Consider the following 26381-nt stretch of genomic DNA (forward strand, 5'->3'; position numbering starts at 1 on the left):
CGTTTCGACTAATCCGATCTAAGAAGGCTGATTGATGACTATTCGACTGTTTGAACCCGTGACGATGCGAGGCCTGACCTTGCCCAACCGAATTGTTGTTGAGCCGATGACTCAATTTTCCGCCGACGAAGGTGTGGCGGGTGATTGGCATATCATGCATCTGGGGCAATTTGCCGTCTCTGGGGCTGCCATGGTGTTCACCGAATCGTGTTATGTGGAGGCAATTGCCCGCAATAATCCTGCGAGTCTGGCGCTGTATACCGACGAACAAGAGGCAGCGATTGGCCGAATTAGCAAATTTTTCCACGAAAACAGCGCTGGTGCCTTCGGCGTGCAACTGTGTCATGGCGGGCGCAAGGCGTCGTCGCGACCGCATTGGCTGGGCGGTGGCAAGCTTGGTTTGGACGAAGGCGGATACGAAGCCGTCGCACCGTCACCTATTGCCATTCGTGAGGGTTGGCCGGTTCCCAGAGAACTCACAACAGCTGAAATTCAAGATATTGTCGGCATGTTTCGGGAGTCTGCTATTCGCGCCGAACGGGCCGGGGTGAACGTCATCGAAATTCATGCCGCGCATGGCTATCTGCTCCACGAATTCCTATCGCCTATAACCAATCAGCGTACCGATCAATACGGGGGGGCCTTGGATAACCGCCTGCGTTTAGCGACCGAGGTGTTTGAGGCCATCAGAAGCGTTTGGCCGGACGATCGACCTTTGGGCATTCGCGTCTCCGCAACCGATGGGATCAAAGACGGCTGGGATGTCGAACAGACAACCGAGTTGGCCAAGCGTCTGGATGGCTTGGGCTGCGATTTTATTGACGTTTCTTCTGGCGGGTTGGTGCCGGAGCAAGAAATTGAATCCGGGCCCGGCTTTCAAGTCGGCTTTGCCGCTGCGGTGAAGGCCGAAGTAAAAATGAAGGTCATCGCCGTCGGCCAAATCACCACACCAAAACAGGCTGAAGCGATCTTACAAGCGGGCGACGCCGACATGGTCGGCCTTGCTCGCATGATGCTCTATAACCCCCGCTGGCCCTGGACAGCTGCCTACGAACTCGGCGCTGACCTGCGCTACCCAAAACAATACGAACGTTCCCACCCAGACCGCATGGGCCACGGCGGCGTGGCAACGCCGGGCAATGTGATTGAGTAAGATTAGCGCCTAAACCCGACCCAAGTTTTTCATCAGATAGTTCGCCGCATACGCTTGATGGGCGAAGGGGTCGTGGTTCATTTGCCAGCGGTTGGTGTAGGCGTGCATAAAATCAGGGTGGTAGATGCTGCGGGTTTCATGCATCAAGGTGAGCAAGTGCTCCCCTGTGTCCGGATCGACCATTTTATCCCAGAAGCGCAAATGATCCCGAACGGTTAAAAATTCTACACCCAAGTCGCTCAGGCGCTCGTGGGTATCGTCGAAATGGGAAACGAAGATCGCGATGTGAAAGGAGAAAAGATCGTAGCTATCAAGTTCCTTCTCGACAAAGCGGCAATGCTGATAGGGGCCCATGACCACCTCTGCCACCGTCTGCCCGCCGGCTTTGCGGAGCCGCGCTGGGCTGTCCATGACCTTCTGATAAAAATTGACAATGCCCTTGGCCTTTCCAAGCGGAATCATGAGTTCGATATAGGGCATGCCAAGCGGCTTATTGAAAGGGATCGAGCCTGCTTGGTGTAGCCGAAAATTCGTTCCGAAGGGGCTGGTGACGAGGGCGGATTTTTTCGTCAATTCTTTGTATCGATACGGCGTGTTCTTGAATTTCTTTTTGTCCCTTAGCATCTTGAGGCGGGCCTTGATGACGGGAAGGTCCGGAACCACGAGCCCGATCACCCCGTCGAACCGGTGGGTCTCGCCATCGCGCGGCAGGTGCAACTGCTGAAACCCGACATTGACCCCCATATTGGTTTCGTCCGTTCGTTGATACGGATCGCGGGTCAGGCCCAGCCCGTTCATGAAAAAGACGGTCGCGGTATCTTGGTCCGGCACCCGATGGTTGAAATGTTCTAGGTGCAGGATGCGCCCGACCTGAAAAAAGCCAGGGACATCTTTAGTCTTTTTGCGCTTACCAGCCATGAGGTTCTGTATCCAATAGTCCCATGCGGTCCAACATTGCCTCCATCATCTTCCGACCCTCAGCGGAAACCGGACGCTGAGGACGGCGCGGGGGCCCAACAGGGCGGCCCATAATTTCCCACATGGCTTTTGTCGGGCCTGGGTATTCGACTTTTGTGACTTGGTAGATTTCTGAGTAATTGTATTGCATTTCCAGCGCAGTTTTAAGATTGCCTTCGGTGACTTCCTTATAAAACGCATTAATGAAATTCGGAGCAATTCCGCCAAACACAGACATGCAGGCATTGCCGCCAAGGGTCAAACTCGGGATCATCCATTCGGTGCCGACGAAAAGGCCAAATTCCGGCTTTAATTTTCTGGCGGCGCGACCGAGTTCCAAGAATGTCTCCCAGTTATGGCTGGCGTCCTTGATGCCGATGAATTGGGGAAAACGTTCCATTAATCGGGTGAGGATTTCCGGTGAGATACCGACCCCATCCATAATCATTGGTGAATTATAGCCAATGAACGGTAAGTCCGTGGCAGACATGATTGCCGCGAAGTGCTCGTACAGACCTTCGGCAGGTGGCTTCCAGTAATAAGGCGCGATGGCCATGATGCAATCGGCCCCGACTTCTTCGCCATGGCGGGCCAGATCAATCGCTTGATCGGTGCCGGGGGTGCTGACGTTAACAATAACCGGTGCGCGCCCTGCAGCGACTTCGACCGCGGCTTTGGTGAGACGCTTTCGTTCGTCCAAGGTCAGGTTGAGGCTTTCAGCTAAATGTAGGTTCAAGCACAACGACCCCGCGTCTTGGCGCAGCAAAAATTCAACGATCTTGGCGAACGTATCCAGGTCGATTTCGTTGTTCGCTGTGAAGGGTGTGATGGGGCAGTGGATGAGCCCGTCAGGGACAGATGTAAGGCGTGCCATAAGAGAATTTCCGTTTCCGTGTGATCGATGGGATGAACCGTATCAGTCGGTGAGCGCGTCAACAATTTGATTTATTGTGCAAGGACACGCAAAGTAGCGACTGGTTAATCGTCTTAGGGAGGATTCTGACTATGGCCGTCGTCAAAAACCAAGTAAAAAAGCGTCTCGCTGAGGGCAAAATCGTGGCGAGCTTAAACGTCAGCCGCCTGCGCACGGTGGAAATTCCGCAGATCGCCAAGGCTTGTGGCTTTCAATGGATTTTTATTGATCTCGAACATTCGACGATGGACTTGGATGTGGCGGGGCAGGTTTGTGCGGCGTCACTGCCGACAGGTGTCAGCCCCATTGTTCGTGTGCCGGAAGGCGATACCACCCGCGCCACGCGGATCTTGGATGCCGGTGCGCAAGGGGTGGTGTTCCCCCATGTGGAAAATGCGGATGAAGCGCGGCGTTTTGTCGGTGCATGCCGGTATCCGCCGGTTGGCAGTCGATCTTTGGCCTATGGCGGACCACAACTGGAATACGAAAACCTGCCGCCCGAGATTTTGATGAAGGGCCTGAACGAAGAAACCCTAATCGTGATGATGATTGAGACCCCGGAGGCGGTTGAGCAAGCGGCGGATATAGCGGCCGTCGAAGGGGTTGATATTTTGCTCATCGGTGGCTCCGATCTGTCGGCGACCATGGGCATTCCAGGCCAGTTCCAGAACCCTGACTTCATTGCGGCAATCGGTAAAATAGCTGATGCAGCGTCCGGGGCTGGAAAGTGGTCCGGGCTTGGCGGCGTCTATGATGAAGCAATCCTGCCGGGCTTCGCCAAGCAAGGCATAACCTTCTTCCTCGGCGGTGCCGACATGGCGTTTATCCTCGCCGGTGGAAAGGCGAGGGGGGCTTTCTTCGCCGGGCTCTAATTAACCGGGCTTTAATTAACCGGGCGCTAATCAACCCTGGGCATCCACTACCGCTAAGGCAGAGATATTCACCAAGCCCCTGGACGTCACACTCGTCGTCACGATATGGACAGGCTTGGCCGCACCCAGCAGGATGGGGCCGATTGAGGTCGCGGCTCCCATCGTTTTTAGCAAATTGTATGAAATGTTAGCAGCATCCAACGTCGGCATGACCAGTAGGTTAGCCTCACCTTCAAGTGCAGAATCAGGGTTCAGGCGGCTGCGAATAGAGTCGCTGAACGCTGCATCACCTTGCATTTCACCATCGACCATCAAGTCAGGATCGGCCTTTCTAATGAGTTCTAACGCATCGCGCATTTTGGTCGCAGACCCCGTATCTGCAGAGCCATAGTTGGAATGGGACAACAACGCCACCTGCGGGGTGATCCCGAAGCGTTTGATTTGCTCGACCGCCAGCAGAGTCATGTCGCAAAGGGCTTGAGGCGATGGGTTTGAGGTCGCTTGGGTGTCGCACATGAACACGGTTTCTTTCTGCGGCATGATCAGCACGCTTAGGCTGGCCAGTTCATCAACGCCGTCCTTGCGTCCGACGATCTTATGGACATGACGCAGGTGATCATAATAAGGATTAAGCGCGCCGCCAATCATCGCATCTGCATCCCCCGCATCAACCATCAAACAGGCGATGGCTGTGGGAATGGTACGAACAGCGGTCGCGGCTTCCTCGGCAGAGACGCCGGTTTTCGCTGCGTAGGTTGCGGCATAACTGTCTGATTCAGCGAAGTTTTCTGGATCAATAACCTCAAAATCTTCGCCGGGTTTGGCGCGAAGGCCTAATTCGGTTGCGGTCGCATCAATCACCGAAGGATTGCCGATCAGGACTGGATTGCAGACGCCATCGTCGACCAAGACCTGAACTGCGCGCAGTACGCGACGGTCTTCGCCTTCGACATAGACCACGCGCTTTGGATTGGCGCGGGCTTGCTCAAACACCGGTTTCATCGCCATGCCGGATTTGTAGACAAAGCGTTCCAGTTGCAAACGATAGGCATCGAAATCTTCAATCGGGCGCTTGGCAACACCACTGTCCATCGCCGCCTTCGCAACAGCAGGGGCGATTTCCAGGATAAGGCGGGGATCGAATGGCTTGGGGATCAGGTATTCCCGACCAAACGCCAGCTTTTCGCCAACATACGCAGCAGCGACGACTTCTGACGACTCAGCCTTGGCCAAGTCCGCGATGGCATACACCGTGGCACGTTTCATTTCTTCGTTAATCGTCGTTGCACCGCAGTCCAGCGCGCCCCTGAATAAATACGGGAAGCACAGCACGTTGTTGACTTGATTGGGATAGTCGGACCGTCCCGTCGCCATGATCACGTCGTCCCGCGCCGCCATGGCAATGTGGGGTTCGATCTCAGGGTTCGGGTTGGCGAGGGCCATGACCAAGGGGTCCCTGGCCATGGATTTGACCATATCCGCGTCCATCACGCCGGGGCCTGACATGCCTAGGAAGACGTCGGCCCCCTCCAGCGCGTCGGCCAAGGTGCGGTCCGTGGTGTCTTTCTCATAGACCTTTTTGGAAGCATCGATGTGGCCTTCGCGCCCCACGTAGACCACGCCTTTACGGTCGGTGATGGTGATGTTGTCAACGGGAACGCCCAGGCTAACCAGAAGATTGATACTTGAAATTGCCGCGGCACCCGCACCAGAGGTCACAACTTTGACCTTGTCGAGTTCTTTGTCGACCAGTCTAAGACCATTGATCAATGCAGCGCAGACGGTGATTGCCGTGCCGTGTTGATCATCATGGAAGACCGGGATGTTCATCTGGTCTTTGAGCCCGTCTTCGATGGTGAAGCAATCGGGGGCCTTGATGTCTTCAAGGTTGATGCCGCCAAAGGTCGGCTCCAAGGCTTTGACGACCTTGATGAACTCTTCTGGATCGGCTTCATCGATCTCAATGTCAAATACATCGACACCGGAGAATTTCTTAAATAGAACGCCTTTGCCTTCCATCACGGGTTTGGAGGCAAGGGCACCAATGTTACCGAGACCCAGCACGGCGGAGCCGTTGGTAATCACGCCGACAAGGTTGCCGCGCGCCGTGACGTTGAAGGCTTCTGCCGGGTCCGCGACGATCAATTCACAAGGGGCAGCAACGCCCGGCGAATACGCCAGCGCCAAATCCCTTTGGTTTGCCAAGGGTTTGGTCGGGGTGACCTCAATCTTGCCCGGCGTCGGCCACCGGTGAAAGTGATTGGCATCGCGTTTTAGATCGGCAGCTTTTTGTTCCAGGTCGTCGCTCATTGTGGTTCCCCTGATTTTGGAAGTCGTTTGGTTCCTAGCATTGGGCACGATCCCTCAAATAAATTCAACCCTTGCGCCCGAAATAAGAATAATGCACACGTCTTTGATTAAAATCATCCCCTCAACTTTAAGAGAAAAGCTCACGATGTCCGTTCCCCACCGTCTGCGTCATGTCATGTGCCTGGAGGATTTAGAGCCGCTGGGGCGGTCGTTTTTACCGCGGGCGTTGTGGGAGTTTATATCGACGGGCGTTGAAGACAATGTTTCGAGAGAAGGAAACCGGCGGGCGTTTGACGACTATTGGTTAAAGCCTCGGGTTCTGAATGACGTTACGGAACGCTCAACGTCGCGGAACTTGTTCGATAAGACCTATGACGCGCCGTTCGGCATTGCCCCCATGGGGGCCAGCGCGATGTTTGGGTTTGAGGCTGATCTGAACTTCGCGCGCGCCGCAAAGAAGGCGAACATTCCCTACGTGATGAGCGGCAGCGCCTTGATTTCTATGGAAAAAGTGGCTGCCGCCAACCCTGATGTTTGGTTTCAGGCTTATGTGGAGACGTCCAGAGACCTTATGGCCGCACTTGCCGACCGGGCCTGGAACGCGGGCATTCGTAATTTGGTCATTACGGTCGATGTTCCCGTCGGCGGCAACAGGGCCGGGAACCTGCGGGCGGGCTTCACCTATCCGATCAAGCCGAACTTAAAGGTGCTATTCGATGGAGCAACCCATCCTCGTTGGTTGTTTGAAACTTTCTTCCGAACCCTCCTGAGCACCGGCATGCCGCACATGGAAAATACTGGGGCGGGCAGGGGGATTTCGATGATCTCAATGGGTACGCCAGAGCGGAAACACGCCCGCGATGGCTTGGATTGGGAGGATCTGAAATGGCTGCGCGACCATTGGCAGGGCAAGCTTCTGATCAAGGGGGTGTTGTCGGGAGAAGACGCAAAGGTCGCCTCAAAAGTCGGCCTCGATGGCTTGTTTGTTTCCAATCACGGCGGGCGGCAGCTTGATACGGCGATTCCCCCACTGAAGGTTCTGGCCGAGATCGCCGCTAAAAAAGGCGACATGGCGATCCTATTTGACGGCGGCATTCGGCGCGGCAGCGACGTGATCAAGGCCTTGGCCCTAGGCGCAGACTTCATCTTCGTTGGCCGCCCGATGTTGTTCGCAGCTGGCCTTGCTTTGGAACCCGGCGTCGCCCACGCGATTAATCTTTTACAAGACGAAATCCATCGAAACCTTGCACTGCTTGGGAGTAAAGACCTAAGCGACCTTGCGTCTCGGGTTGTTAGAAATCTAGACTAATAGGGTCAACGAAACAGGGGGATGCTGTGGGAGATACATTTGATCGCAGTGCCGAAGACTTGGGCAACATCGTCGGCCTAGAGCACGTCAATGTCACTGTGCCGGACCAGCGGCTGGCGATTTTGTTTTACCTTACCGGTATGGGCTTCACCCGCGATCCATTTTTGATGACGGGTGTTATGAACATGTGGGTCAACATTGGCCGCAGCCAAATTCACATGCCAGTGAAGAAACCACAGGTCATTCGCGGTCACACGGGGTTGGTGATTCCTAATCTCACGTCGCTCGTAGATCGCTTGGAGTTGGTTCAGGGTGATTTGGCAGATACCAAATTCGACTTTACAAAATCTAACGACCGCGTCGATGTCATCTGTCCCTGGGGCAATGAATTCAGAGTCTATGCACCGGACCCTCAGTTTGGCCCGGTGCAGCTTGGTGTTGCCTACGTTGAATATAAAGTTCCCCCTGGTACAGCAGACGGAATAGGGCGTTTCTACCGCGATATATTTGACGCTGCCGTCTCGATGGAAAGTCAAACGGTCGCGCGGATATCGGTTGGCAGCTATCAGGAGTTCGTCTTCCGCGAAACCGATGAAGACCTGCCGGCTTATGATGGCCACCACATGCAGTTCTATGTCGGTGATTTCTCTGGCCCTCATGAACGCCTGAAGGAGAGGGGGCTGATCACCCAAGAGAGCAATCAGTATCAGTATCGCTGTGTCGATATTGTCGATCCTGATACGGGCGAGAAGCTTTATGAACTGGAGCACGAGGTGCGCTCAATGACCCATCCGCTTTATGGTCGAACCTTCATTAATCGTAACCCGGATCAAACGAACCGGGCCTATGGTCCGGGGTACGACGAAGTTTCTTGGTCGCAGCCGTACAACGCCTGAGGAGAAGACATGACAATTCAAGAGACCGATGTCGCAGAATACCTCGCCCGTGTTGCCCGCGCTGCCCCTGCCATTCGGGAGGCTGCGGAACAGGTCGAGGCAGGTCAGGAACTGCCTGCCGACCTGTTAGAAATCTTGCATGCGGAGAAATTCTTCCGCCTGGCGCTGCCCAAGGTCTATGGCGGGGAAGAGGTTGATCCACCCGCGTACTTCCAAATTGTGTCGGCCTTGGCGGAGCATGATGCGAGTACGGCGTGGTGCATCGGCCAAGCCAACGGCTGCGCCATTATTTCGGCCTTCCTGGATGCGGAAGTAGCTGATGAAATTTGGACCAATGATCCGGCAGCGGTGATTGCGTGGGGGCCTGGGTCAGCGGAGGTGGAGGTCCGTGACGATGGCTACATTGTTACCGGAACGTGGCGCTTTGCCAGCGGCAGCCATCATGCGACATGGTTGGGTGGGCGCACGACCATTGAATTGCCTGATGGCTCGACCATTTATCGCGCCATGTTGTTCCCGGTGGACAAGGCCGAACGGATCGACATCTGGAATGTTATGGGCATGCGCGGTACTGGCAGTGATGGTTATTCGGTGAAAGACTTATTCGTCCCCAAAAACTACGCCATTGATCGCAATTATATCCCCGAAGAACGGCGCTATAACGAGCCACTGTTTTTTATTCCCTCAGGTGTTATGCACTCCATCGGTTTCGCCGGCGTGGCATTGGGCGTTGCGCGCAGCATGCTTGATGAGTTCATTGAGGTGGCGACTGAAAAGAAACCCTACCGTATGCGGAACACCCTGGCCGAAAATCAACTGGTCCAGTCAGACGTCGCCACAAGTCACGCGCGGATCAATTCAGCGCGCGCCTACATGCTGAACGAAACCCGCGAAGTCTGGGCCGACGTGATTGATAAGGGAGAACTGACAATGCCGTCCCACATGCGGCTTCGCCTCGCGACTACGTATAGCATCCACGAAGCCAAGGCTGCTGTTGATACGATCTACGATGCGGTAGGGGCGACAGCGATCTTCAAGGGCAATCGAATGGAGCGGCGTTTTCGTGACATGCATACCCTGACGCAACAATCCCAAGGCCGAAAGACGCATTTTCAAGCGGTTGGCGCGTTCCTGTTGGGCTTAGACCCCGAACTGCCGCCTCCGATGTAACGGTTTTTATTAAATCCAATTTATTAATCAATTTGGGACTAAGGTCTTGCGATGTACCGGGGATGTACCAGGTATTTAGTCGTTTCTGTAAATTTAATTTATGAAAAGAACTTTGATGGCCGACGTAGCATCAGGACCCAAGGAAACCATCTTAGCGGTCGAAGACGATGAGGATCTTCAGTCGTTTCTAAAGCTTCACCTTGAAGCGGAGGGCTATGCCGTCGAACAAGCCCTGACGGCTCAAGAAGCAATTGCCAGCATAACAAATAAACGAATTGATCTTGTGCTTCTGGATTTGGGGCTTCCGGATGAGGATGGTCTTCTTGTTGCCGAACAGATCAGAAATTTTTCCAGCGTTCCGATTATTGTCGCATCTGCCCGCACGCGCGTTGATGATCGATTGGCCGCATTAGGGCTTGGTGCCGATGATTATGTGACGAAGCCTTTTGACCCCCGCGAATTAGTCTTGAGAATTCGTAATATTATCAGTCGCTCGGCAGATGCGAAGGATCAAGGGTTCATGAATTTAGGGGCCGGGTCGACGAATTCGGAAGTCGTGGGGGAGGCCAAGCCGGGTCGGTTTGTCTTGGTTCTGGGCTTGGTGATCTTGGGGGTTCTGGGGGCGGGCTATTGGATGTATGGACCCACCAAAGAAACTTCTCAAATTCCCGAGAGCCCGCCGGATTATAGTTGGATTGCTAAAAGCGCATGCGGCAAGATCCCCAAAGTCGATTGGTGGCAAAATAACACTCACTTATCGGTCGTGCGTCACGTCGTCGAAAAGCGGAATGGCGACTGGGAGGGGTACATAAAAAAATGGTCCTTCCAACTGCTAAAGATGGAAGATGTGTACGAACGAAACTCCAGCGCGGCAACGAATTCTGGGGAAAAACTGTCTGGCGATAAACTAAAAAGCCACATTGAAAATCTGAGACAAAGAGTGGCGGTCATTCAATGTCTTTTCCGTGAAGTGGGGAAAAATACGGCCAGTTAAAAAAATTATTTCTTTGTTTCGAGTCGCTTTAGCGCAGCCTTGGATTTCTTATAGCCCTTTTTCGCCGAAATTTCGTACCACGCCTTTGCCCGTTCCTGATCTTTGGGCACACCAATTCCATTTTCGTATAGGGTTCCAAGCTTGTATTGCGCCTTGGGAGAGTTCTTTTTGGCAGCCTTATAATACCAGATCGCGGCCTTGCGCAGACTTTTCTCCGTGCCGAGCCCTTTGGCGTACATCGCCCCCACATTAAACGTCGCGAGTGCGGATCCTTCTGCCGCACTTTATACATTTTGAAGGCTAATCCGTGATCTATCTTCACGCCTTGACCAAACCGATACATGGTCGCCAAGTTATTGAGCGCTGGCGCGTATTCTGACTTAACCGCCATGCGGTACCACTTCTGGGCTTCTTCAAAATTTCGGGGCTGGCCGCGTCCAAAATGGTACATAACGCCAAGTGCGTACTGTGACGGTGCGTCTCCCTGACTGGACAATTCCGTGAATTCTCGCAAGGCGAAGACGAAATCGCCCTTCTTCGCGGCGATGGTTGCTTCTTTATAACCCGCCGTTGCCGTGCCCAGCAGCATTAGCGACACGGCGGCCCCAAGCACTATTTTCCGAACCAAAGACAGGATGGACCGGCAGCTACGGCTTCTAACAACAGAGGACGAGAAACATTCAACAATTATCACAGTAAGGGAATCGTCTCTTTCAATTTTGAGGTCGGCCGTTGGCTTTAAATTGCCTATTTATGGCAGACCCGAATGTTCTATATATTTGAGACGATTTAAGTGAAGTGTCGCCGCAAAGGATGAATAAATTAGCCATAAAATTCCGAACGTCATTAAACAGTAACCGCAGAAAAATATATGCTTAATCGTTCTAATTGACATTCTTAGATATGCGCAAGGCCTAATACGTTCGTACTAGTCCTTATGAGCAAAAATTTCGTTGGTAATCGCCAAAAAGTTGACGGAGGTCAAAGTGTTACCAATTTTTGAGTGCTAAAGTTGCACCTGAAAAATTCGGGGAAAACGACTGGAACTCGCCGAACATGTTTGGGCCTCAATGGAGGCAACCAATTCCCGCGAATTCTGCAACTGTAAAAGCCATGCAGCCGTGGATTTCCACAAGCAAACCTGCTGCCTAAAAATTGCTCGACGATTATGAGAAGAATTGAACAGGACGTGCCTCCGCCGACTCAATCCGTGGAAATTTGGGATTTTCCGACACGTATATTTCATTGGACCCTGGTGATTACTGTATTTGTTGCCTTCTTCACCGGTGAAGACGACATCCCAGTTTTTATCCTCCATACTTATTTAGGTTATGTCGTCGGTTTACTGGTTGTTTTCCGCCTTTTTTGGGGCGTGGTGGGAAACCGTTACGCGCGGTTTTGGGACTTTGTTCGTCCGTGGTCGGTCATTCGATCCTATGCCCGTAAACTAATGCGCCTTTCTCCGCCTAGGTATATTGGTCACAACCCGCTTGGCGGTCTCATGATCTTGGCAATACTTGCTACTTTGGCTGTGGTTGTGGTGACGGGAATGGCGGCAGGGGTCGATGAAGGGGCGATTATTCCGTTCTTTAGTGGGATGCCGAGTTGGATAGCGAAGATCGCAGAAGATGTGCATGAAGGATTCGCCAATTTTTTAATGGTGCTTGTGGCTATTCACGTGGCCGGAGTCATCTTTGACGGAATTTTGACCGGTGAAAATTTAATTAAGGCTATGATCAACGGTCACAAATTAATTGATCAATCAATTGAGCCCGCACCACGGGTTGGTGCGTGGCGGAGTGTTTTTCTTGCCGTGTTGTTAGGAATGGCCTGGGTATGGATGGTTTGGCAGACACAATTTTGATCGAAGAAGCTTCCCTAGTGCTAAGAAACTTCCATATCTGCGTACTCTAATTCAACCCCGGACTCAGAAAACATGGTCTCGGCAATTCGCGAAGACTCGCCCCATTTATCTCGGTCTGTTTTTGGGGAGATCACGCGGACGATGCCGGCCTGAATGATCGTCACGGCGCAACGTGCGCACGGCGGCAGGGGGTAGACGTACAGCGTGCAACCAGCGGCCCTGTCGCCTGCAAACAAAAGGGCGTTCTGCTCGGCGTGGACGACCATCTCGTATTTAATTTCTCGGTTTTCCAGGCGTTCTTCCAGGTCTTCAACACCTGCAGGGAATCCATTAAAGCCGACGGAGATAACGCGCCGGTTTTCTGAATTCGCCAGCACTGCGCCAACCTTCGTCGACGGGTCTTTCGACCACGATGAAACATGCTTGGCGAGATCGAGAAATCTGAGGTCCCATTTATCGAGCATTATATTTCCGCGCTATTCTTGACTGAAGTTATGTACCAATCCTGGATAGTGTAGGATATTGCCAGGAGTTAATAGGAAAAAGGAATTTCCCGTGCCCGAAAACGCCCTCCTCAGCGTTGAACAATCCTACCTTGCGGACCAGTTGGCAATGGATGCCGGTGTCTCTGGGCTTGAACTGATGGAGGCGGCTGGGGCATCGATTGCCGGTGAGATCATGCGGCGGTACCCTACCCAACCGACGGCGATCTTGTGTGGGCCCGGCAACAATGGCGGGGATGGTTTTGTTGTCGCGCGGTATCTGGCGCGGGCGGGATGGCCGATTAAGCTTGGGTTGTTGGGGGCGCGGGATGCGCTTAAGGGCGATGCAGCGGCCAATGCGGACCGCTGGCATGGCGAGGTGCTTCCTCTAGACCTAGCTGTTCTCGATGGCTGTTCCCTGGTGGTGGACGGATTGTTTGGCGCAGGGCTGACACGGCCCCTGGAGGGGGAACCCGCAGCACTCATCGAATGCATAAACGCCAAAAATCTCACCTGCGTCGCGATTGATGTGCCGAGCGGTGTTCACGGTGATACGGGGGAAATCCTTGGCAGCGCGCCAAAAGCTGGTCTTACCGTAACATTTTTTAGGGCTAAGCCAGGGCATTACATGATGCCAGCCCGTAGCCTGTGCGGTGACTTGGTGGTGACGGATATCGGTACGCCGGAGCAGGTTTTATATACGATCAAACCGACCCTGTACCTGAACGCTCCAAAGCTTTGGCAGCATCTTTTGCCCAGAACTGTGGCCACAGATGGTCGCTTCAACAAATACAGTCGGGGGCATGCCGTGATTCTGGGCGGCGCTGAGATGACGGGCGCGGCGCGGCTGGCGGCGCGTGCTTGTCGTCGGGTGGGGGCAGGGTTGGTCACCATCGCGGCCCCGTTTGAGGCGTTTGATGTTTATGCCGCCGGTGATCCTGGGACTCTCATCACCAAGGCCAATGGCGCAGACGGTTTTGCTGCCGCTGTGGCCGACCCCAGGCGCAATGTGGTCGTCGTAGGACCCGGTGCGGGCATTACATCTGATACTCGGGCCCAAACACTGATCGCATTGGACGGCGAGCGAAAGGTCGTGGTCGATGCCGACGCGTTGACGGTGTTTCAGGACGATCCTCAGGCGTTGTTCGATAAGTGTTCCAACGACACCCTTTTGACGCCGCACGAGGGGGAGTTCAAAAGAGTATTCGACGTAACCGGGGATAAGCTAGCGCGCGCTCGGCAAGCCGCAAAAATCAGCGGTGCGGTGGTCTTGCTGAAGGGACCCGATACCGTCATCGCGCACCCAGACGGACGCGCGGTGATTAATGCCCATGCTCCGGCGACCCTGGCAACGGCGGGATCAGGCGACGTGCTGGCGGGAATTGCAGCGGGATTGATGGCGCAGGGAATGGATGTTTTCGACGCCGCTGCAACTGCGTCATGGCTCCATGGGGAAACAGGTGCTATTTGTGATAGTGGACTCGTTGCGGAGGACTTGGTGGAGGCCTTACCAGAGGCACTTAATAATTTAATGTAATAGATTAATAAAATTAATTAACTAATTGAAAAATAATAAAATAGGAATAAATCGGTGGTCTTCGAATTTACGCTCTCTAAATTGAAAAAAGCCTGGCGCGGTATGGCCGGGGGCGATTTTAACGCGTCTGTCGCCAGTATGAACCCTGATCTGCCGAAACGCGATGCGAAGCTATTGCGCGAACAGATGGAAGCCTGCCTAAGTACAAAGGGCGGTGAAGTCTCTGCCCGCGGTCGAGCGGCGGCCTTGGGGGAGGCGTATCTGGCGTTGAACACCACAGGCCGGAAGAAATTTTTGAAAATTTTGGCAGCCGATTTTGATATTAATCCGAGGACCGTGGATGCGGCGGTTGAAGGATACCGCGCCGCAGCGGGGCCGGGCGACGAAGGGCGGCGTGCATTGGCGGTGCTCCAACGGGCCTTGATCGCGCCAAGAATTACGCTTCTGACTCAATTCAATGGCCTGCCTGCGGGGGTAAAATTCCTCGTCGACCTGCGAGAGGAACTCAGGAGTTTCAAGGAGGATGATCCAGACCTGAATGGACTCGAACAAGACCTGCGCAGTTTACTTCGCACTTGGTTCGATGTTGATTTTCTGGAACTCAGACAGATTTCTTGGGATTCGGCCCCCGGCGCTTTACTTGAGAAACTGGTACAATACGAAGCCGTGCACGCCATTCGCGACTGGCAGGATTTGAAAAACAGATTGGAATCGGACCGGCGCTGTTTTGCCTATTTCCACCCTCGCATGCCGAATGAGCCGCTGATCTTTGTTGAGGTCGCGCTGGTGAATGGCTTGGCCGGGAATGTCGCTGAACTTCTGGATAAGGACGCTCCCGCGCAGGACCCGGACACCGCCGACACAGCAATATTTTATTCGATATCAAGTGCCCAAGCGGGCCTCGCCGGGATCAGCTTCGGTAACTTCTTAATTAAACGCGTTGTCGATAATTTATCTAAAGAGTTCAAACAGTTACGGACATTTTCAACACTGTCTCCCATTCCCGGGTTCCGCGCTTGGCTGAGCAAACAGCTGGCCGATGGCGAAGGCGCATATCTGACCAAGGGCGATCTAAAAAACCTGGCCGAGCAAGGCAAGCGCATGGGCCGGGAAGATCACCGCCTGCTGGCCTTTCTTAGCCGCACGGACTGGGCTGAAGATGCTGAGCTGGCTCAGGCTTTATCCGAGCCTCTCCTACGTATGGCCGCCCATTACCTGATCAACGTAAAACATCCGCGCGGCACGTCGCTCGATTCCGTTGCCCACTTCCACCTGACCAACGGGTCCCGCATCGAACGCCTCAACTGGATGGCCGACCCGTCGCCCAAGGGCCTGGAACAGTCCGCCGGCATGATGGTCAACTACCTCTACGACCTCTCAGAAATCGACGACAACCACGAAGCGTATACGAGTGATGGGACGGTGCGTGCATCGGCCCAGGCGCGGGCGATGGCGAAGGGGTGAGTTTAGCGCGCTTTTGAATAATTTACGAATTTCAAGATGTCCCTTAAATTGTCCACTGTGCGAAATCTGCTCCTCTAAAACTTCAACGACCGTTGACCCTGTTTTGTGCTAGATCAAGGCGCTACGAGTCGCGAAATGCAGGTTTGGATTCTCGACATTTTTTTCTCAAATAAACAATTGATTTTTATAACTAAATAACTCTTTATCCGTAAGTGATGAGCTTGTTTTTAAGCATGGGAGGGCATCGCTTTTGACAACAGGATGAGAGAACTCGAACCATGTTTATTATCGCCAAACCGAAAACCAATCATCGCCATCAACTCCGGGCAGGATTGATGGGGACGCTCCCTAAAAACACCCGCCGTCACATGGCCAACAATGCGGCAGAGAACCAGCTTCCTATGGCAGGCTTCTCGGGCCCTCTACCAAAACCCGACGAACCCGCCATTGATCCCAATCTTTCCCGAGCCGAAAAGTTTAATCTGGGGATCAGAAGAGGCAACGCCATTGTACGGGGACCAAATTCGACGTTGGCGAAACAATTTCCGATTGTGCCAGAACTAGTACCTGAGGTGGCACCTGAGCAGGAAAATGTCCTGCTGCCCGTTCCTGAACCTGAACCCAGTCTCATTAGCGTGAGCCCTTCCGAAACAATCAAATCTCCAATAAAAGAGCGCAAACTCCCCCAAATCGGGTCAGCAGATTTGCAACCAAGAACCACCGGCCAAATTCCGCTGACCACACAAAAACCCACACGGGCAACTCCCGCACTAAAGCTGCGCCCTACCGCAGAAGAGCGCCAAAGCCGAATTCCAGATGAGATGGCGGGGTATGTTTCGGCTAAGGTTGTGAAGAAGCCTGATCTGGGATTGCTCGTTGCTCAAGTTCCAGCAGCGCTTAAGTCTTCTCAATCGACGCAGAATTTTACATCGCCTTATACCGATGATTTCAAGAACAAAATCCATAACTTGGAAAGCAATGATCTGAATTATCGGTCGGAAAATAAAGATAAAAATAACAAGTCGATTGCGTTGGGTCGATATCAATTTACCGAAATCGCGCTTGAGGATATTGGTATGATGAAAAACGGCAAGTGGACAGGAAAGTATGGGATCAAGTCCAAGGACGAATTTTTGGATAATGGTGGTGTGCAAGAACGTGCTCTAGCTGATTATTTCTCCCGCATGAAGCAACAGCTCAAAAGCAAGAAGACTTACATCCATGTTGGCAAGCCAATCACTGGAATAAAAGGAAAGTTCAAAATAACGAAGGGTAGCTTACTTGCCGCTGCTCACAGGCAAGGCGCTGGAATGGTTTCTCAATACCTCGGCCACCTTGCCAAGAATGGCTATAAATCGGACCCAACTTCATTTCCGCCGAAATTACGTAAAAAGTTTCTTTCTGTTGAAACTCGATTACGGCAATTTGAGAAAGTTACCGCCGACAAAACGCCATAACTCTTAATACTGGCCCCGAAAAAGCTCTATTTGCTGTTGTCTTTGAGAACGGCGAATAGAGCCGGGGCCTTGCTTATTCGCATTCTGGGCAAGGTGGGCAATTAGGTGAGGGTGCTTCGGCGGGCACATTGTTCATTTTTGCGATATCAAACCAATGAGCACTCCGGCGGAGTTGACACTCAAAAAATTCATGACGGAACTGTTCTTTTCTGACCATTGACGGAGGCCATGCCTCGTTAAGAAAATGATACGCACGGGCATAGTGTCCCGTATAGATCAGGTCTAACATTACCTCCCATACATTTGGATCGTAAGGCCGTTTGGGGGATTTTCCCCAACTACCCCGTGTTCGTAATTTTGAGGATTTGCGGTTAAGCACTTCTTCTGGAATTAAAGGTCGCCGCATCAGATCGGGTGCTATCCGGTACTTGCCATTTTCGAATTTAAATACAATTCGCGGTCCTGGTGAAGAACCAAAGCTCGCATACCAATTCGCGAATACATAATCCTTTGATTGGGCCTCTAATGCAGCGTCATCATCAAGGTTTAGAAACTCGATGCTTGCGTCATGCTCTTCTAGCTCATCGAGTTTTTGAAAATTATTACCCAGGGAATAAACGTAATAATGAAAGCAACAATGCGCCCCCCCAGAGTAAGAAACCGCCAATAAATTAGGAATCCCATCTCCGGTCAGGTCGCCACCAACGGTCACGCGAGACCCGCCATAAAGTTTCATTATCTCTATTGGATCAATATCAATTCGCTGCTCAATTACCGTCTCCACAATTCGGCCAGACTTTTCGATTGTAAGACGGTCTTCCGAATGAAAAACGGTGCCGTCAGCTTGATGGAATTGATGTCCGTGAATTTGGATTACATAGGTGCCTAACGAGATTTCTTTAGTCAAAACCCATTCAGAACGATTCATATTAGCACCCCCCGCACCAATAGGCGTGGAAGCAAACAAGACCACAGCGAATAACAGTAATTTCAACATGCGACGCATCCTATCATTCCAAATTGGGATTATGGAAGGGTCGGGGGTGGAATTGGGGTGACGCATAGAGGTTTCCGTAGTGGCGTTTATAATTTCGTGTATGAGAAGCCGTGTTTGAGCTTAAAACGCGAAGTTTTAAGACCCTTTTAATTAAGTACTGTTCCGAATTTATAATTCGTGGACTGACGCCGTGGTTATGGTTTTGAATATCTAGTAAGTTTCTATAGTCAACAAGATATAAAGGGTCGCACGGTTGATGCTAAAAAAAATTGGAATTTTCATCGTCGGAATTGCCGTACCGTTAATTGGCATAGCGATATTTGCCGTTTCTCAACCGTGCACCACCAATCGCGTGCTAATTTTAGCGCCATCCGAATCATTGGGGGCTGAAACAACTATCTATGTTAATGATCAAAAAATTTGGCAGGGAACGTTATCCTTCTCGACCTGGGTGAAATATGCTTACTTTGGTGATGGTAGCTATATCACGGAAACAAAGTTCAAGGACGGCTCGCGTCGTAAAACGAGACGTGGGTATGTAACCGGGTTTATGGAGCCTGATGTCATTCACATAGGCAAAGATGATGATCGTACATTTTCAATGGATGTTAACGTCATGCACATAATTTTTGACGCACTTAGCTGTGTGACCGCCCCACGATTTAGGTAGGTTGGCTGGTTATAGCTTGAGTAAATTGGTGACAAAGCTATATCAGATTAAATTTTTCTTGAAGGTTTTTGACAATTAACGGTAAAGCGTTGGAGACAGAGTTTCTATCACACTCATCACCAAAATTGATGATGCCACTCAATCTCCAATTAGGATCTCCATTCTGTCGATAAACGCCGACGTTTCGGATTCCCTGGCAATCTTCAATCATAGACAATTTCTTGACTATCAATTCGCTCAGGGCTTTGGATTTCAATGGCTTCTTCAATGCTTCACCTTGAACTTTTGTGGAATATCACAATGCAGAGATAGTAAGAAGCTGAATACACCGCAAGTCTTGCATAATTTAGATGTAAGCCCGTAAGCCGACACCTCAATTTCTTTGCGAATCCCCCCGTTTGACATGCCTCTACAAACCACTATAAAGGCCTCCGCGTATGGCGTGCTGGCTGGGTGTTTTTGGCCTGTATGCTGCTTTGAGCGGGCGTGGTGAAATTGGTAGACACGCAGGTTTTAGGTACCTGTGGCGCAAGCCGTGGGGGTTCAAGTCCCTTCGCCCGCACCAAATTTTGAATTAATACCAAGGATCATCAATAATGACTCATAGAGACGGCTTCCCGCGATTTTCGGCAAGGACCGTGCGTTGCCGCGATGCGGGGCATCGCAAGACGGACGCGACGCCGTCCGAATGTCGCGAGAAGCCGCCGTTTCGGTTGCGTATGCAGCCCGTCGGAGGGCGTCGAAAAACCTTGCCGATGCGAGGCATCGTCTTCGGTTCTTCTCCTACCCGACAGACTGCATACGCAATCTCTATGGGTCATTATTGATGATCCTTGGTATAAGTGCGCAATAAATGCTGGCCTCGGTCGGTTTCTTTTCTATAACTCTTACAACAACACACTACTTTAATTGGGAAATCCATGCAGGTTACTGAAACCAAGTCCGAGGGTCTTGTCCGTGAATTCGCGGTCTCAATTCCCGCGTCTACGATCGAAGACAACGTCAATGCCAAGCTGAAAGAAATTGCCGCCAATGTTTCCGTCCCAGGCTTCCGCCCGGGGAAGGTGCCGCAATCGCTGTTGCGCAAGAAATACGGCCCGTCGGTCATGGGTGAGGTATTGGAGCAAACGGTAAATGATTCGGTCGCTCAAGTGATCACCGAACAGGACGTTCGTCCGGCCATCCAGCCGAAGATCGAAGTGACCTCGTTCGACGAAGGCAAGGACCTGGAATTCACCGTCGGGTTGGAACTGTTGCCTGATCTTGAAGAAATAGATTTTTCCAAAATTAAGCTGGAACGCCTGGTGCTCAATGCGCCCGATGAAGACATCGAGAAGACAATTGAAAACATCGCCGAAGGCCAAAAGGTCTTTGTTAAGGTCGAAGAAGACCGCGCCGCCGAAAATGGCGACGCGATGATCATCGACTTTGTCGGCACAATCGACGGCGTTGAATTCGATGGTGGTAAGGCTGAAGGCTACACCTTGGAACTCGGGTCCGGTAGTTTCATTCCGGGCTTTGAAGAGCAATTGGTTGGTGCCAAGGCCGGTGACCACGTGGACGTTAAGGTAAAATTCCCGGATGACTACGGCGCAGAAAACTTGGCTGGTAAGGAAACCATGTTCGCGGTCGATGTTCACGAACTGCAAAAGTCTGAGCCTGCCAAGGTTGATGATGAACTTGCCAAGAAGATGGGCAAAACCGACTTGGATGATTTGCGTGCCGCGATCCGTGAGGAGCAGGAACGCGAATACAAAAATATGTCGCGCATGCGCCTGAAGCGCGCCTTGTTGGACGTGATTTCCGATGGTCAGGATTTTGATGTGCCGCAAGGACTGATCGAAAATGAATTCGAAGCGATCCGTGCGAACCTGGAAGAGCAGAAGAAAAACAATCCTGACGACAAAGAAATTCAGGAAACCGATCTGGATAACGAAGAAACCGCCGAAGAGTACCGTGAGATTTCCGCTCGGCGCATTCGTTTGGGCCTGCTAATGGCAGAGGTCGGGTCTAATAATAACATTCAAGTCAGCCCGGAGGACCTCAACCGCGCGATCAGCGCCGAAGCCGCTAAGTATCCCGGCCAAGAACGCGAAGTCATGGAGCATTTTCAGAAGAACCCTGATGCCATGGAATCCATGAAGGCACCGATATTCGAGGAAAAGGTTGTTGATTTCATCCTCGAACTCGCCCAAGTCACCGATAAGCCCGCGACGATTGAGGATCTGTTGGCTGAACCGGAAGATACGACGAAGAAAGCCGCCAAGAAAAAGGTCGCTGCCAAGAAAAAGGCCGCTCCAAAAAAGAAAGCTGCCCCCAAGAAAAAGGCACCTGCTAAGGCTAAAACCGCAAAGAAGGACGAATAGCACGATGAATGATCGCATTGAGACCGTTATGAACGCCCTTGTTCCCATGGTTGTGGAGACCACAAACCGGGGTGAACGGGCTTATGATATCTATTCTCGGCTGCTCAAAGAGCGCATCATTTTTCTGACCGGCGGCGTTGATGATCACGTCTCTAGTCTCATTTGTGCGCAGTTGCTGTACTTGGAATCGGAAAATCCCAGCAAAGAGATTTCGTTCTACATCAATTCACCGGGGGGCGTTGTGACGTCCGGCTTGGCGATCTATGACACCATGCAATATATTCGCCCCTCTGTTTCCACGGTCTGTATTGGTCAGGCTGCCAGCATGGGCTCGTTGCTTCTGGCTGCAGGGGCTGAAGGAAAACGGTATGCGCTGCCCAATGCGCGGGTCATGGTGCATCAGCCTTCCGGTGGGGCTCAGGGCCAAGCCACCGACATCGAAATTCAGGCCAAGGAAATTCTGGCCATTCGTGAACGGCTCAACCAAATCTATGCCAAACACACGGGCACTGATTTAGAGGTTATTCAGAACGCCTTGGAACGGGACCGTTTTATGACGCCCTCTGAGGCGCTTGAGTTCGGCATTATCGACGAAATCGTGGAGAATCGCCCCAAGTCTTCTGATGATAACGACGATAAAGATGATTCTGATAAAGAAAATAAAAAGGATTAGTCGGTAGGTTCTGCCAGATGGTCTACCTGTGAATTTTTGAAATGGACAGTCGGGGAACAGCATTATGTCCTAGAATAAACATAATGTGACCCCATTTGACCTATTAGGATATGAATTGGGGATTGTGCCGCCCCCCGTCTGATGGATACTATAATCATTCAAGGGCCGGTACCCCTCTCGGAGCCCCTCAAGATGGAGCGCAAATGACTAAATCCACCGGCGGCGATTCAAAAAATACCCTGTACTGCTCTTTCTGCGGTAAGAGCCAGCATGAAGTCCGCAAGCTGATCGCGGGTCCGACCGTGTTCATCTGTGACGAATGCGTCGAATTGTGCATGGACATCATCCGAGAAGAACATAAAACCAGCATGGTTAAGTCTGGCGAAGGGGTGCCTTCACCGCAGGAAATCTGCACGGTTCTGGATGACTACGTCATTGGCCAAGCTTATGCCAAGCGGGTTTTGTCTGTTGCCGTTCATAATCACTACAAGCGCCTGAACCACAGTTCGGCTACCAATGACGTGGAATTGGCGAAATCCAATATTCTGCTGATTGGCCCGACTGGTTGCGGCAAGACGCTTTTGGCTCAGACCTTGGCGCGGATTCTCGATGTGCCCTTCACCATGGCGGACGCGACGACGTTGACTGAAGCGGGTTACGTTGGTGAGGACGTCGAAAACATTATTCTCAAGCTGCTGCAATCTGCCGATTACAATGTAGAGCGGGCGCAGCGCGGCATCGTCTATATTGATGAGGTCGATAAGATTTCTCGTAAATCTGATAATCCGTCAATCACCCGGGATGTTTCGGGCGAAGGCGTGCAGCAGGCTTTGTTGAAAATCATGGAAGGCACGGTTGCCAGTGTACCACCGCAAGGCGGTCGCAAGCATCCGCAGCAAGAATTCCTTCAAGTTGATACCACGAACATCTTGTTTGTCTGCGGCGGTGCGTTTGCTGGGTTGGACAAGATTATCTCTGACCGCGGTCAAGGGACGACCATTGGCTTCGGAGCTGATGTTCAAGACGCAGATGAGCGTGATACCGGTGAAATTCTGCACGATATTGAGCCTGAAGATCTGCTGAAATTCGGCCTGATCCCTGAATTTGTTGGGCGTCTTCCGGTGCTGGCGACGTTGACGAATTTGGACGAAGAGTCGCTGATCGAAATTCTCACCAAGCCGAAGAACGCGCTGGTTAAACAGTATCAGCGGCTTTTTGATATGGAAGATGTTCGCCTCGCCTTTACCGACGGCGCGCTGCAATCCATTGCAAAGATGGCGGTGAAGCGGAAAACCGGGGCGCGGGGTTTGCGCTCGATTATGGAATCAATTTTACTCGACACCATGTATGACCTGCCGGGTCTGATGGGCGTGGAGGAAGTCGTTATTAACCGTGAGGTTGCGGACGATTCCGCGAAGCCACTTTATATTTATTCTGAGCGTCAAGACGAGATCGAAACAAGCGCCTAAATTTTTGCCCTTGAATTGGGTTGGTAGCCTGCCCACTTCAGGGGTGTTGAAGACCGAACCGGTTGTCCCTAGCGGATAACCGGCCCCCAACCAACCGAAGGAGTAATTCCTTGAGCTTAAGACGTGATACCTACCCGGTTCTGCCTCTCCGCGATATTGTCGTATTTCCGCACATGATCGTTCCCTTGTTTGTCGGCCGAGATAAGTCTGTGCTGGCTCTTGAAGACGTCATGAAAGACGACAAGAAGATCTTGCTTTTGGCGCAGAAAAATGCCGCCCAAGATGATCCGGAAGCGGGCGACATCTATAGTGTTGGGACGGTATCGACGGTTCTTCAGTTGCTGAAATTGCCGGATGGCACGGTTAAGGTGCTGGTCGAAGGTGGCGAGCGTGCCCGTGTTGTTGAATACGTTGATAACGAAAACTTTTTTGAGGCCCAGGCTGAGATTCTGGACGAAACCAGCAGCGCGGTTGAGGACGACGAATTAGAAGCCCTGTCGCGGTCGGTCGTGTCTCAGTTCGAACAATACATCAAGCTGAACAAGAAAATTCCGCCGGAAGCCTTGGTGTCGATCAACCAGATCGATGAACCGAGCAAACTCGCTGACACAGTGGCCTCCCACTTGGTGCTGAAAATTTCTGAGAAGCAGGAACTTTTGGAAATTGATTCGGTGTCTGAGCGCTTGGAACGGGTCTATGGCTTCATGGAATCCGAAATTGGCGTGCTTCAGGTCGAAAAGAAAATCCGCAATCGGGTCAAACGCCAGATGGAGAAGACCCAGCGCGAATATTATTTGAACGAACAACTGAAGGCGATCCAGAAAGAACTGGGCGAGACCGAAGACGGGCGCGACGAAACCACTGAGTTCGAAGAAAAAATCGCCAAGACAAAGCTCAGCAAGGAAGCCAAGGAAAAGTCCATTGCCGAGCTCAAGAAGCTGAAGAACATGAGCCCGATGTCGGCCGAAGCGACGGTCGTGCGCAATTACCTCGATTGGATGCTGTCAATCCCCTGGAAAAAACGTTCACGGGTGAAGAAAGACATCAACAAAGCTCAAATCATCCTGGATGAGGATCATTATGGTCTAGAGAAGGTCAAGGAACGCATCCTTGAGTACCTCGCGGTTCAGCATCGCACGAATAAAGTCAAAGGCCCGATCCTCTGCTTAGTTGGCCCTCCGGGTGTTGGTAAAACCTCGCTTGGTAAATCAATCGCGCATGCGTCCGGTCGGAACTTTGTTCGGATTTCCTTGGGCGGCGTACGCGATGAGTCTGAAATTCGTGGCCACCGTCGGACCTATATCGGGTCTATGCCGGGTAAAATCATTCAAAGCATGAAGAAGGCCAAGTCAAGCAATCCGCTCTTTCTGTTGGATGAAGTCGACAAGATGGGTCAGGACTGGCGCGGCGATCCTGCTTCTGCCTTGTTGGAAGTTTTGGATCCCGAACAGAATGTAAATTTCAACGACCATTACATGGAAGTCGATTACGATCTTTCCGATGTGATGTTTGTGACCACGGCAAACACCATGAATATCCCCGGGCCTTTATTGGATCGGATGGAGATCATTCGCCTGTCGGGTTACACCGAAGACGAAAAGGTCGAAATTGCCAAGCGTCACTTGATTGACAAGCAGGTCGAATCGCATGGCCTGAAGGACGAAGAATGGTCGATTTCAGATTCGGCAATTCGCGATATCATTCGCTATTACACCCGTGAATCCGGTGTACGGAGTCTAGAACGCGAAATTGCCAAACTGACCCGTAAGGCGATTCGCGAGATTGTCGGCGGTGAAAAGGCCAAAATTCGTGTGACGGCGCGCAATTTGGCAAAATATTCTGGCATTCGGAAGTTTAGCTTTGGAATCGCCGAAGAAGCCGATTCGGTTGGCGTGGTGACAGGACTTGCCTGGACCGAAGTCGGTGGCGTTTTGCTTTCGATTGAGTCGGTCATGGTGCCGGGCAAAGGCAAAATGACGATTACCGGTAAATTGGGTGACGTGATGCAGGAATCAATCCAGGCTGCGCGGTCTTATGTTCAGTCAAATTGCCTGCGTTTGGGGATTAGGCCACCGTCATTCCATAAGCGCGATATTCACGTTCACGTGCCCGAAGGTGCGACGCCTAAAGACGGTCCGTCGGCTGGTGTTGGCATGGTGACGTCCATCGTTTCTGTGTTGACGGGAATCGAAGTTCGCAAAGACGTTGCCATGACCGGCGAAGTCACATTGCGGGGCAGGGTGCTTCCCATTGGCGGCTTGAAGGAAAAACTTTTGGCAGCGCACAGAGGCGGCATCAAGACGGTGATGATACCCATCGAAAATGAAAAAGACTTGGCCGAGATTCCTGAAAATGTGAAACGTGGCCTTGAAATTGTGCCGGTTAAAACCGTTGATGAAGTCTTGGAACGTGCTTTGGTTTCCCCGTTGACTGCAATTGAATGGGATGAAGCGGACGACCTTGATCACTCATCAATGTCTGGTAATTCGGATGATGAAGATCCTGATGGTGTCGTTACCCATTAAGAGACTCTCCTAATCCGAGATTTTTGTAGCACTTTGTTGATAGAATCGGCCCCCGCAGTGGGGCCGATTTTTGATTCTTGGGGGTGTTGGAAGGGGAGTGTTAGGGAGAATTGATCGCCATATTGGGTTAAATATCGAAAACTATCCCCAAAACCGCAAATTTCTGGGGAAAACTATCGATCTTCAATTGACGTATTAGAAGAATGAGACGTACATTGGCGGCCATCGGAGCATGTGTTTCGTCTTTTTTTTCCGCCATTATGCGCCTGACCGGCGCTTGTAGAAGGGGGGTCTTACGTTGAA

The 26381-nt window shown here is 51.9% G+C and carries 21 protein-coding genes, 1 tRNA gene and 1 pseudogene; 16 read left to right on the forward strand and 7 right to left on the reverse strand.

The features are described 5' to 3' along the window. Positions 1-34 precede the first annotated feature (34 nt). A complete protein-coding gene (locus HOM51_10430) occupies positions 35-1153 on the forward strand; it encodes an NADH:flavin oxidoreductase/NADH oxidase (GenBank protein ID MBT5034922.1) in 1119 nt (372 codons plus the stop codon). A 9-nt stretch (positions 1154-1162) separates the two neighbouring features. Here HOM51_10430 and HOM51_10435 read toward each other — a convergent pair whose 3' ends face one another. Further along, positions 1163-2071, reverse strand: coding sequence for a hypothetical protein (locus HOM51_10435; protein ID MBT5034923.1), 909 nt, complete (start codon positions 2069-2071; stop codon positions 1163-1165). After that, a complete protein-coding gene (locus tag HOM51_10440) occupies positions 2061-2984 on the reverse strand; it encodes a dihydrodipicolinate synthase family protein (protein MBT5034924.1) in 924 nt (307 codons plus the stop codon). Before HOM51_10440 ends, HOM51_10435 begins: the two co-directional genes overlap by 11 nt. Before the next feature lie 131 nt (positions 2985-3115). Here HOM51_10440 and HOM51_10445 point away from each other — a divergent pair, with 131 nt between their 5' ends. Continuing rightward, positions 3116-3895, forward strand: a complete 780-nt coding sequence (locus HOM51_10445) for an aldolase (GenBank protein MBT5034925.1) — start codon at positions 3116-3118, stop codon at positions 3893-3895. A 30-nt stretch (positions 3896-3925) separates the two neighbouring features. On the opposite strand, the gene HOM51_10450 is transcribed toward HOM51_10445, so the two are convergent. Then, positions 3926-6205, reverse strand: a complete 2280-nt coding sequence (locus HOM51_10450; GenBank protein MBT5034926.1) for an NADP-dependent malic enzyme — start codon at positions 6203-6205, stop codon at positions 3926-3928. 175 nt (positions 6206-6380) lie between these two features. On the opposite strand from HOM51_10450, the gene HOM51_10455 reads away from it, so the two are divergent. From HOM51_10455 to HOM51_10470, 4 genes are all read left to right on the forward strand, one after another. Beyond that, positions 6381-7514, forward strand: a complete 1134-nt coding sequence (locus HOM51_10455; protein ID MBT5034927.1) for an alpha-hydroxy-acid oxidizing protein — start codon at positions 6381-6383, stop codon at positions 7512-7514. A 26-nt stretch (positions 7515-7540) separates the two neighbouring features. Next, a complete protein-coding gene (locus HOM51_10460; protein MBT5034928.1) occupies positions 7541-8410 on the forward strand; it encodes a hypothetical protein in 870 nt (289 codons plus the stop codon). A gap of 9 nt (positions 8411-8419) precedes the next feature. After that, positions 8420-9580: a hypothetical protein gene (locus HOM51_10465; GenBank protein MBT5034929.1), complete on the forward strand. Its 1161-nt coding sequence runs from the start codon at positions 8420-8422 to the stop codon at positions 9578-9580. A gap of 115 nt (positions 9581-9695) precedes the next feature. Then, positions 9696-10574 (forward strand): response regulator transcription factor, encoded by an 879-nt coding sequence (locus tag HOM51_10470; protein ID MBT5034930.1) that lies wholly within the window; start codon positions 9696-9698, stop codon positions 10572-10574. 5 nt (positions 10575-10579) lie between these two features. Here HOM51_10470 and HOM51_10475 read toward each other — a convergent pair whose 3' ends face one another. Together HOM51_10475 and HOM51_10480 are read right to left on the reverse strand one after the other, a co-directional pair. After that, complete coding sequence (locus HOM51_10475) at positions 10580-10813, reverse strand: sel1 repeat family protein (protein ID MBT5034931.1); 234 nt, start codon at positions 10811-10813, stop codon at positions 10580-10582. Positions 10814-10956: 143 nt separating this feature from the next. Next, positions 10957-11163: pseudogene (locus HOM51_10480) on the reverse strand (sel1 repeat family protein). A gap of 600 nt (positions 11164-11763) precedes the next feature. On the opposite strand from HOM51_10480, the gene HOM51_10485 reads away from it, so the two are divergent. Beyond that, positions 11764-12438, forward strand: coding sequence for a cytochrome B (locus tag HOM51_10485; GenBank protein MBT5034932.1), 675 nt, complete (start codon positions 11764-11766; stop codon positions 12436-12438). 20 nt (positions 12439-12458) lie between these two features. Here the strand turns inward: HOM51_10485 and HOM51_10490 are convergent, their stop codons facing one another. Further along, positions 12459-12902, reverse strand: a complete 444-nt coding sequence (locus HOM51_10490) for a dCMP deaminase family protein (protein MBT5034933.1) — start codon at positions 12900-12902, stop codon at positions 12459-12461. A 148-nt stretch (positions 12903-13050) separates the two neighbouring features. On the opposite strand from HOM51_10490, the gene HOM51_10495 reads away from it, so the two are divergent. From HOM51_10495 to HOM51_10505, 3 genes are all read left to right on the forward strand, one after another. Next, positions 13051-14457, forward strand: coding sequence for an NAD(P)H-hydrate dehydratase (locus tag HOM51_10495; GenBank protein ID MBT5034934.1), 1407 nt, complete (start codon positions 13051-13053; stop codon positions 14455-14457). Between the two features lie 102 nt (positions 14458-14559). Further along, the gene (locus HOM51_10500; GenBank protein ID MBT5034935.1) at positions 14560-15921 is read left to right on the forward strand and encodes a malonyl-CoA decarboxylase; all 1362 of its coding nucleotides are present in this window, start codon (positions 14560-14562) and stop codon (positions 15919-15921) included. A gap of 278 nt (positions 15922-16199) precedes the next feature. Next, on the forward strand, positions 16200-17378 hold the full coding sequence (locus HOM51_10505; GenBank protein MBT5034936.1) for a hypothetical protein: 1179 nt from the start codon (positions 16200-16202) through the stop codon (positions 17376-17378). A 73-nt stretch (positions 17379-17451) separates the two neighbouring features. Here the strand turns inward: HOM51_10505 and HOM51_10510 are convergent, their stop codons facing one another. Next, positions 17452-18375: a hypothetical protein gene (locus HOM51_10510; GenBank protein MBT5034937.1), complete on the reverse strand. Its 924-nt coding sequence runs from the start codon at positions 18373-18375 to the stop codon at positions 17452-17454. A gap of 256 nt (positions 18376-18631) precedes the next feature. On the opposite strand from HOM51_10510, the gene HOM51_10515 reads away from it, so the two are divergent. The 6 genes from HOM51_10515 to lon all read left to right on the forward strand — a co-directional run bounded on the left by HOM51_10515 (position 18632) and on the right by lon (position 26078). After that, on the forward strand, positions 18632-19045 hold the full coding sequence (locus HOM51_10515) for a hypothetical protein (GenBank protein ID MBT5034938.1): 414 nt from the start codon (positions 18632-18634) through the stop codon (positions 19043-19045). 480 nt (positions 19046-19525) lie between these two features. Next, positions 19526-19610: transfer RNA gene (locus HOM51_10520), tRNA-Leu, on the forward strand. A 355-nt stretch (positions 19611-19965) separates the two neighbouring features. Next, positions 19966-21411, forward strand: a complete 1446-nt coding sequence (locus tag HOM51_10525; protein ID MBT5034939.1) for a trigger factor — start codon at positions 19966-19968, stop codon at positions 21409-21411. A gap of 4 nt (positions 21412-21415) precedes the next feature. Then, a complete protein-coding gene (gene clpP, locus HOM51_10530) occupies positions 21416-22084 on the forward strand; it encodes an ATP-dependent Clp endopeptidase proteolytic subunit ClpP (protein ID MBT5034940.1) in 669 nt (222 codons plus the stop codon). 203 nt (positions 22085-22287) lie between these two features. Continuing rightward, the gene (clpX, locus tag HOM51_10535) at positions 22288-23553 is read left to right on the forward strand and encodes an ATP-dependent Clp protease ATP-binding subunit ClpX (GenBank protein ID MBT5034941.1); all 1266 of its coding nucleotides are present in this window, start codon (positions 22288-22290) and stop codon (positions 23551-23553) included. A 110-nt stretch (positions 23554-23663) separates the two neighbouring features. Further along, positions 23664-26078, forward strand: a complete 2415-nt coding sequence (lon, locus tag HOM51_10540; protein MBT5034942.1) for an endopeptidase La — start codon at positions 23664-23666, stop codon at positions 26076-26078. Positions 26079-26381 lie beyond the last annotated feature (303 nt).

Source organism: Rhodospirillaceae bacterium (genome assembly GCA_018660465.1).
Lineage (GTDB): Bacteria > Pseudomonadota > Alphaproteobacteria > Rhodospirillales > JABJKH01 > JABJKH01.